Annotated in this window: 6 protein-coding genes; all 6 read right to left on the reverse strand. The window is 43.4% G+C overall.

Annotated elements, in window-relative coordinates; translation table 11 throughout:
- Window positions 1-683 precede the first annotated feature (683 nt).
- Window positions 684-2,048 carry an oxygen-independent coproporphyrinogen III oxidase gene (hemN, locus tag ABWO12_RS11415; RefSeq protein ID WP_353089076.1) on the reverse strand — a complete coding sequence of 455 codons (1,365 nt, stop codon included), beginning with the start codon at window positions 2,046-2,048 and terminating at the stop codon, window positions 684-686.
- A gap of 79 nt (window positions 2,049-2,127) precedes the next feature.
- Window positions 2,128-4,314 (reverse strand): DUF349 domain-containing protein, encoded by a 2,187-nt coding sequence (locus ABWO12_RS11420; protein ID WP_353089078.1) that lies wholly within the window; start codon window positions 4,312-4,314, stop codon window positions 2,128-2,130.
- A 118-nt stretch (window positions 4,315-4,432) separates the two neighbouring features.
- Window positions 4,433-5,191, reverse strand: a complete 759-nt coding sequence (locus tag ABWO12_RS11425; protein ID WP_353089079.1) for a shikimate dehydrogenase family protein — start codon at window positions 5,189-5,191, stop codon at window positions 4,433-4,435.
- Complete coding sequence (locus ABWO12_RS11430) at window positions 5,191-6,585, reverse strand: tetratricopeptide repeat protein (RefSeq protein ID WP_353089081.1); 1,395 nt, start codon at window positions 6,583-6,585, stop codon at window positions 5,191-5,193. Before ABWO12_RS11430 ends, ABWO12_RS11425 begins: the two co-directional genes overlap by 1 nt.
- Window positions 6,586-6,679: 94 nt before the next feature.
- On the reverse strand, window positions 6,680-7,891 hold the full coding sequence (locus ABWO12_RS11435; protein ID WP_502902934.1) for an aspartate aminotransferase family protein: 1,212 nt from the start codon (window positions 7,889-7,891) through the stop codon (window positions 6,680-6,682).
- 20 nt (window positions 7,892-7,911) lie between these two features.
- Entirely contained in the window at window positions 7,912-9,549 is a 1,638-nt protein-coding gene (locus tag ABWO12_RS11440; protein ID WP_502902935.1) for an OstA-like protein, read from the reverse strand.
- Window positions 9,550-9,632: the final 83 nt, after the last annotated feature.

The following is a 9,632-nucleotide window of genomic DNA, read 5'->3' on the forward strand; positions in this document are numbered from 1 at the left end:
AGAAGAGTTAGTTCACTAGCAGTTGGATTACACTTTTCCACCAAACACAACCTGAAACCTGAAACCTGAAACTTGAAACATTTTAAAAGCTTCTAAGAAGCTGAGCCTCTGAGCCCCTGAGCTGGCTTTCTGTAGAAGAGTCAGTTCACTAGCAGTTGGATTACACTTTTCCACCAACCTGAAACCTGAAACCTGAAACTTGAAACATTTTAAAAGCTTCTGAGAAGCTGAGCCTCTGAGCCCCTGAGCTGGCTTCCTGTAGAAGAGTTAGTTCACTAGCAGTTGGATTACACTTTTCCACCAACCTGAAACCTGAAACCTGAAACTTTTTTAAAGCCGCTGAGAAGCTGAGCCTCTAAGCTTCTGAGCTGTTTATAATAGAAACATCGCTTGTTAAGAGACTGATTACTGTTCACTGTACACTACAACTGCACCCCTCTCTTCGGGGCTTAATCACTTTTATGTGTGATTTCTCCTGTCGTCGAAATGACAGCTGCTCGGATGGGAATCGCTATACCGAATGAGCGTTATTGCTCAATGAAACTTTTAAAAGCTTCTGAGAAGCTGAGCCTCTAAGCTCCTGAGCTGACTTCCTGTAGAAGAGTAAGTTCACTAGCAGTTGGATTACACTTTTCCACCAACCTGAAACCTGGAACCTGAAACCTGAAACCTGAAACAACCCCCTACACCGTCATCGAAAACAGCTGTGTTTGGGGAGCCGAACGTTGCAAATGCAAGTCAAACGCCATACAAATGTTACGGATAAAGGGTTTGCCTTTTTCGGTGACCACCAGGTGATCCAGTCCAAGGATAACCAAACCGTCGTGCTCCATTTCTTGGAGTTGTGCCAAAACTTTTGGAATCTCCTTGAAGTAAAGGTCTTCGGTTTCCCATTGGGTTTCAAAATGGCACATTAAATTGAGAATATGACGGCGGATAATCAGGTCTTCCTCCGTTAGAAGATGACCCCGAAGCACAGGGAGTTCGTTGGCTTCCAAGCGGGCATAGTAGGTTTCTAAGACCTTTTCGTTTTGGGCAAATCCATACCAACTGTCGCCAATCGACGAAACGCCCAATCCGATCATTACTTTGGTTTGTGTAACGGTATATCCCATGAAATTCCGGTGCAAGGTGCCGTTTTCAAAGGCATGGTACATCGAATCGGTAGTTCGGGCAAAATGGTCCATCCCAATTTCGTGGTAATGATGTGCCAACAAGCGTTTTTTCCCTTCTTCATACAATTGCCGCTTCACCTCGTCACGCGGCACATCTTGATCCTGAAATCCGCGTTGGCCATTGCCTTTTATCCACGGTACATGGGCATAACTGTAAAAAGCGAGGCGATCGGGGAGTAGGGATTTGGTTTTGTCGATAGTGTCTTCTACGTCGGCTAGGGTTTGAAACGGCAACCCAAAGATGATATCATGTCCGATGGATGTATACCCAATTTCCCGTGCCCAAAAAGTAACTTTCGCCACTTGATGAAACGATTGTACGCGATGTATGGCGTGTTGAACGGTTGGCGAGTAATCTTGTACGCCAAAACTCACACGACGAAAACCTAGGTCGTACAACACCTGTAAATGTTCGCGTGTGGTATTGTTGGGATGCCCTTCGAAGCTAAATTCGTGTTCGGGGACTACGTGTGCTTCCTTCAAAATTCCGTTGATGAGTCGCTTAAGATTAGCAGCAGAAAAAAAGGTTGGCGTACCTCCGCCCAAATGGATTTCGCGAATATGGGGTTTCTTGGGTAATAACTCGCAGTATAAATTCCATTCTTTCAATACTGCCTCGATATAAGGATGTTCTACCTCATGCCGCTTGGTAATGCGTTTGTGACAGCCACAAAACGTGCATAAACTTTCGCAAAAGGGGAGATGAATATAGAGACTTATACCTTGCGTCGCATTGGTTTCGTGAAAAGCTTGCAGCAAAGTGTGGAGCCATCCCTCGGTGCTAAAAGTCGCATCATTCCAGTACGGAACCGTGGGATAACTGGTGTATCGGGGTCCCGGCACGTTATATTTTTGAATGAGAGAAGTGGCCATGACTACAGAATTTGCCTCAAAGATAGGATGCGGCCATGGCGTAGGGTATGATATTTATCATGCCCAAAAAAAAATCCGCTTATTCAGCGGATTCTTGTTGTTGTTTTATCAAAACATTAATTTGTTTAAGCTTTTCTTTCCACGTTGCTAAATCAGCTTTGTGGCGCTCGATGTTTTTCTTCACTTCGTTGACAATAGGGTTGTTTTTAGCATTTTGGAAGAATTGAATATTGTTTTCCAACTGGAAGATTTCATGCTGCACTTCGTCAATTTTACGCATGATGAACAATTTTTCATGATCCAATTTACGACTGCCATCGCCCGCTAATGATTCCAATTTGCTAGAAAAACGATGCATCTCGCCTTCTTTTTTGCTAGCGCTTAATTTTTCAAATAAAGCATCCAAAATTTTGTTGAATTTACCTTCAATATGACGGCGGTTGAAAGGAACCTTACCAAAACTTTTCCATTGCTCGATATGCGCTTTGATGGCGTCCAAGTCGGTTTTGTGATCGCCTACCAATTCAAAAGAACGCAATTGTTCTAAATACGCTTTTTTGTTATTGAAAGCTTCCAATTCGACCGAATTTTCTTCTTTCTTACTTTCTTTCAAGCGGTCGAAGTAGGTGTTGCAAGCGTCTTTAAATTCTTTCCACAAACTGTCGGAGAATTTTCGAGGAACATGACCAATGGTTTTCCACTCTTCCTGAATCTGCTTCATGATGGGCGTGGTTGCGGCAAAGTCATCGGCATCTTTCAATTCATTGGCACGAGCCACCAAGGCTTGCTTGCGACTCAAATTATCGTTTTGCCCTTTTTTAATGTCCTTATAGAAGGAATTTTTTAAAGCGTTAAAATTACGAACGGCTGTTTTAAACGCTGCCCAAGTCGCTTCATTCACCTCTGAAGGTACTTTACCGGTGGCAAAAAAAGTATTGCGTAACGCCTCTACTTTGGCAATTTGTTGCACCCACAACGCATGACTGTCTACGCGCTCGGTAGCAAGTACCTCCAAAGCGGCAATGATTTCTTGCTTTTTCGCCAGATTTTCTTGCTCGCGTTTACGGAATTCTTCGGATAACGATTCGCGTTTGTCGTGCATTTGTTTGGTAAGCTCGCTAAAACGTTGCCACAAACTCTCACGAACCTCTTTGGAAACAGGACCGATGTCTTCTTTCCAAATGCGGTGGAGGTCTTGCAACTCGCGGAAGGCTTTGTTGATATCGCTTTCTTGCGTTAATTCCTCAACACGGGCGATAATTCGTTGCTTTTGCTCTAAATTATTTTTGAATTCCAAATCACGGGCCTCACGGTCCAAATGCAAAACATCATAAAAGTTTTCCAAATGGAAGTGGTAGTTGTTCCAAACGTGATTGTATTTGTCTTTTGGGATAGGTCCTGCATTTTTCCAGCGTTCGCGAATGTCAGCTAGCTGTTTCAAGGCTTGGGCAATATTACCTCCGGATTGGGCTACCACATTTTTCAATTCTTCTACCAAAGCTTCGCGCTTTTCCAAATTGGATTTTAACGCATTTTGTAACGATTTGAAATGGGCATTCTTTTTGTCACGATAAGTGGTATAAAGCGTGTCAAATCGCTTTTTTAAAGGGAAATCATAATGGAAATCTTCAGTAGTGTCGGGGTTTTCCGCCAAAAACTCATCGCGTTTTTCATCGATAAAATGGTGGAATTTGGAAAGGAAGGCTTTGCGAACTTCTTCCACATGCTCACGAACGGTCATCACGTGCTCAACAGCGACCAAACTTTCTAAAGCGGTTACCAATTGCTCCATCGAAAAGGTATCATAATCTTCCATCGGAATCTCGTGACGTCCCTTCAGGGTTTCATCTTCGCTTTCTTCGGCATTGGCTTCAGCGATAGCCGAAAGGGCTTCCTGATGGGTTTCAGGGGCAGCGGATTCCTGACTTTCTTCGGGAGTCACCGCTTCTGTAGTTTCCGAAGGCGTCGTTTCTTCACTTTCAGGGGTTGCTTCGGCGGCTGTGATTTCATTCGATGCCACAGCGGTTTCTTGCGCCACAGGAGCATCGGCTTCTTCCCCAGAAATCACTTCAATTTCGGGCGTTTCTTCCGTTTCCTCCGATAAAGCAGCTTCCACTTCGGTATCGGGAATCGGACTCTCTACAGGGATTGATTCCTCAGGAGTAGATGCGTTTTCGGTCGTATTCGCGTCTACATTCGCTTGGTTTTCCATTCCATCTGAACCCTCCATTTCGGGATTCAGGTTGTCATTCACTACTTCAGACATTCGTTTAGGTTGTAGGGGTTATACAATAATTAGGGCGAAAGATACTAAAGTCGTCCTAAAATTCAAAGTAAAAGCTAGGTTTCTGTGTGTAAAGAAATTGAAAAGACAGGATTTACGGCTATACGTTGGTGCTGTTCCAGATTTCCCAGGCCTTTTCTGCTTGGTGAACCAACATGGAATACCCATTTTCAATGGCGGCGCCTTGTGCTTCAGCTAAGGTTAAAAAACGGGTTTTAGGCGGATTATATACCAAATCAAACGCAAGGTGAAGCGGCGTAAAATGGGAGTAGGGTATTGGGAGACAGGCCTCTACCTCGGGAAAGGTTCCCAAAGGGGTACATTGAATGACAAGGGTGTGGGCGTGCATGATTTCGGGCGTGATTTCGGCGTAGGAGAGGGTTCCCTCTTCGCCTGAACGACTGACTAATGTGTAGGGTATGCCCAAATGTTGCAACGTGTAACGTATCGCTTTGGCAGCGCCTCCGTTTCCCAAGACAAGGGCGCGTTGATGATGGGGCGCTAAGTGAGGTGCTAATGCTTGTTGAAATCCGTACCAATCGGTATTGTGGCCTAGGGTTGTTCCATCGGGAAGCCATTGAATCGTATTTACAGCCCCAATTTGTCGGGCAATGGGATCCAAATCATCCAAAAAAGGGATGACGGCTTCTTTGAAGGGAACAGTCACGTTTAAGCCATTCAGATACGGTTGGGTTTGTAACAATGTTTTAATATGAGTGGCATCGGGCAGGTCGTAATTGTCATAGCGACAGTGTTGCCATTGCGGCGCTTCAAACTTTTTTGCAAAATACCCACGTGAAAAGGAATACGCAATGTTTCGTCCCAAAAGGCCAAAGCGTTTTTCGGAAGATGTCGCCATTATTTTCGGTATTTTCGGAGTGCTTTTTGGATGCTATTCAGGTCCATCACTTGCGGAAACAACTCTTCCAATAAGGTGTAATGGGTTGCATTCAACCGCAAGGCATTGGCAAGATGATAACTTCCTTTGTCCTCCATTTCAAGGGTAAAATACAAGCCTGCCATTCGGTACTCAATTTCATAGGCTTCGGGAAAGTATTCACTGGCTTGAAGTAACGCAAGTATCGCATTATCATTTTCACCCATTTGATACATCATGTCTACCCAAAATAACCAAGTATCCAATTCGTAATCGCCAAACTCAACGGCTTTTCGGTACCCGTGTTCGGCTTCTTCAAATAAAAAGAGGGCTTTATTGATGGTTGCATACCGTTTCCAGTAACTGCTGTTTTGATCGTCAATTCCGAGGGCTTTATTGACGTAATAGAGCGCTTTGGAATAATTTTTTTGACGAATATAAAAATCGGTAATTGCTATCCATCCTTTGTCCAATAACGGATCTTCGTGTACGGTTTGGTTATAATATTTAAGTGCAGCCACCTTGTTGCCCACTTTTTCGTAGCATTTGCCAATTCGCAACAAAGCATACGACGTTGGGTCGTCTAAGGCCAGGGTTTGCTCGTAACTTTCAATGGCTTCCGTATAGCGCTTCAAACGTTCTAAAGCCTTCCCTTTTTCCATAAAAGCGCCTACAAAGGTCACGTCGATATAGGTGGCAAATTCAAAAGCACGCACGGCATTTTCATAATCTTTTAACCCATAATATAACCGTCCCGATTGATGCCAAGCAATTTCACTGTAGGGATTACGATCAATATAGGTTTTCAAATAGTCGATAGCAGCTGCATTTTGGTCCAGAAATTCAAAACAATAGACCACATTGTACAAGGCCGATTGATCTGCAATATCTTCTTCCAAACATTGAATGAAACAGGATTTAGCCGATTCTAAATCGTCCATAAATAAATATTCCATCCCCATCAAATTGTAAACATCGGCATGGTCATCGGTATACTCGAGAGCTTTTTTCAAACAAGCTACCGCTTTTTCATGGTTGTCACGTTTGGAGTAAATGCTGGCACGTTGGATATAAATTTCTTCGTTGTGCGGTTCAATGGCATACAATTCATTCAATAGTTTTTCGGCGGCGTCCAATTTGTCTTCGTACACCAACATTTCCACTTGAACCAATTTTAACCCTGTTGATTTTGGATGCTGTTCCAAGCCTAATTTGAGTGCTTTTTTAGCCAAATTAGTTTTTCCCATGTCCAAATAATACAAGATAATTTCTTCAAACTCCTCTGAATCGAAGAAGAACACCTTGTTGGTTTTCAACATCGACTCAAAACGGGAGAGCGATAAATTGTAGTCGTCTTCTTCGTGATTCAAATACATAGCCATTGGGGTTTAGGTTGCACTACTTAAAGATACGTAACCCTCAAGGAAAAACGGTAAAAAACAGGAATTGTTTTAAACAATTTAATTAACACTAACTAAGGGTAACGTGCTTATCCTCAGTCATAATCTCGTCTAACGCCTCCAACAGGATGGCACAACCTTCGCGAATTTCCGTCTCAGAAACAGTCAGCGGTGGGGTAATCCGTATGGCTTTTCCTTCAAATAACAACCAAAATAGGATGAGTCCTTTGTCTTGGCATTTTAAAATGGCGCGATTCGTAATCTCTGGATCAGCGGTCATCGCCGCCAACATTAAACCGCGGCCCCTAACTTCTTCTATCAAAGGGTGTACCAAAAGACGGCGAAATAATTTTTCTTTTTCCAAAGCTTGGGCCGCATAGTCTTTTTCGAGTATTTCTTGTAACGTGGCTAAACTAGCAGCAGCAATCACGGGATGTCCCCCAAAGGTTGTAATATGGCCGAGCTTAGGGTTGTGACTTAATAAATCCATGTGGCGTTCGTTGGCGATAAAACCCCCAACGGGCATGCCACCTGCCATGCCTTTGCCTATAATGACTACATCGGGCACTACATTATAGTTTTCAAAGCCAAATAATTTCCCCGTGCGTCCAAATCCGGGTTGGATTTCATCAACAATCATCAAGGCTCCAACAGCTTCACAACGCTGTTTGACTTTCAACAAGAAATCATTTTCGGGTTGGATAAATCCTGCACCACCCTGAATACTTTCCAAGATAATTCCGGCGGTACGGGTCGTAATTTTTGCAATATCAGCTTCGTTATTAAACGTAATAAATTCGACATCGGGCACCAAGGGACGAAAGATTTGTTTGCGCTCTTCAAAACCCATTACACTCATCGATCCCATTGTGTTGCCGTGATAGGCGTTGTGGCAGGAAATAAGTTGACTCCTTCCTGTGACGCGGCGAGCCAATTTGAGGGCGCCTTCCGTGGCTTCGGTACCTGAATTGACCAAATAAACTTTGTTTAATTCGGGGGGTAAGTTTTGCACCAATAACTTGCAATATTCCGTTGCTGGATGTTGTGCATATTCGCCATACACCATAACATGCGAATACTTGTTTAATTGATCAATAATCGCTTGATTTACCCGTGGATGCTGATGTCCCAAGGAGCAAGCCGAAACGCCTGCCACAAAGTCCAAATACGCTTTGTTTTGGGTGTCATAAATATACGAACCCACGGCATGGGAAACTTCCATCCCGAGTGGGTAGGGTGAGGTTTGGGCCTGGTATCGTAAAAAGTCCGATTTCAAGGTCATATACCGTAGCGTTGTAGGTTTTATTTCGTTTTGGTCGAACGGGTAGTTTTGTCGTAATTCAATGTCTCTTTTCGAATAGGCATTGGAACAGCGGGTTTTGCAGCCTCTTTGCGCGCTTGTTCTTGCAACGCCGCTTCGACTTCGGCTTCTTCGGGAGGAAAAATATCTTCCTTAGAATTTATTCGCTCCTCAATGCGCCATACAAAGCCCCGGAGTTTCCGCACATTCTCGGGAAAATCTTCCTCTGGGTACAAGGTTCCGTTTACGCGATCAAAAAAAGTAATGGTATCGACATTATTCCCGTTGAGGGTCATGTTTATGCGACTACAAGCCGTTTTATCAATGCCGATGAGTTCGTTTTTATCGTTGCGCATAAAGTAAATGACTTCGTTATTTTTGACCACATCGACTTCATACAATTTATTTTCCCGAAACTTTCCATACAGATTTATTCCTTTAACCTGATTGAAGCCCGCGTCCAGCGTGTCTTTGGAAATGATAAACGCATTGTTGAGCACTTTAAGCGAATCGAGTTTTTCCGTAGCATTATTGCCAATGAGGTGCATGACATCGCCGGTGAGTTGTTTGTCGCCATTCCAAAGTATCGGTTTCCCGATGAGTTTGGTCAGGGCCACTTTTTGATCGGAGTGCAAAGAGTCGCATTTTCCACTCATGTCCGTTTTGAAAAACCGCACATTTTTTTCCCCACGAATAATTCGCGCTCCAGGTTTCCCCGTGAGATAGATTTTCTTCGCATGCACAAACATCGAGTCGTTTTCTACCCAATAGCGCACCGAGGCACGACGTGTCATGAACACGGAATCTTGTTTTTTGTACAATTCGGCATAATGTCCTTTAATGATGGCGCGGTTGATGGTATCGGTAATTTTGACATTTCGAGTCCCCGAAGAGAATTCCCGCGTTCGGTCAAAATACAAACTGTCGCCTTCAATTTTCCGGTCCTTGTATTTGATATACGACTTCCTCAGAAAGTGACCGACATTTTTTTTGGTATTGTAAAATCCGTTCTCGGTGTAAATAAAGTTGTCTTTTCCCGTGATCGTCGAAGGACCAAAGAGGTACGAATGTCCCGAACTGGTATAATAGTCCAAATGATTGGATAGAATCGTGTATTCCGGGTTTTTGAGTTCTACTGCGGTAAGAAAACGGTATTTTTTTTCTTTGACATAATACGTGCCCGCATCGCTTTTGAGTGTATTATTTCGGTTGGTAATGACGCCTTTGGTTTTGTAAAAGGCTTCTTGTTTCATTCGGTCAAAATGAATGGTATCGGTCACCAAACTCGATTCGGGGGAGCGCATGACTACATTCCCCGTAGCATAGGCTTTTTTTACATTTCCGTTATATTCGGCATAAGTGCTATTGAGGTACAAGGTGTCGCCTTGCACCATTTGTACTTGTCCAAAGGCTTTGATATAATTTTCTTTCTGAAAAAAATAGGCTTTGTTGCAGGTCATAACGACCCCTTCATGACGCACGCGAACATTTCCCGTGAGCAAAACGGCATCGGGAATTTCAAATTGGTTAATGTCTTGAAAGTCGGCATTTTCAATTTGAATACTCCCCGGAGGACGTTGCCCCAAGGCATATTCGCACCACACGAGTAATAAAAAAAGAAAAACAAGGATACGTCTCAAATTACTATAAATTAGTGGGGCAAATTTATGAAAAAGCCCCCGTTGGTTTTCGGTATTAAGTTTTTTTTATTAGCCTAGAGAAT

The sequence above is a fragment of the Flavobacterium sp. genome (assembly GCF_040379285.1).
GTDB lineage: Bacteria > Bacteroidota > Bacteroidia > Flavobacteriales > Flavobacteriaceae > Flavobacterium.

Excerpts from the sequence above, each read along its gene's own strand:
- hemN (WP_353089076.1), bottom strand. The coding sequence starts at position 2,048 with ATGGCCACTTCTCTCATTCAAAAATATAACGTGCCGGGACCCCGATAC.
- ABWO12_RS11420 (WP_353089078.1), bottom strand. The coding sequence starts at position 4,314 with ATGTCTGAAGTAGTGAATGACAACCTGAATCCCGAAATGGAGGGTTCA.
- ABWO12_RS11425 (WP_353089079.1), bottom strand. The coding sequence starts at position 5,191 with ATGGCGACATCTTCCGAAAAACGCTTTGGCCTTTTGGGACGAAACATT.
- ABWO12_RS11430 (WP_353089081.1), bottom strand. The coding sequence starts at position 6,585 with ATGTATTTGAATCACGAAGAAGACGACTACAATTTATCGCTCTCCCGT.
- ABWO12_RS11435 (WP_502902934.1), bottom strand. The coding sequence starts at position 7,891 with ATGACCTTGAAATCGGACTTTTTACGATACCAGGCCCAAACCTCACCC.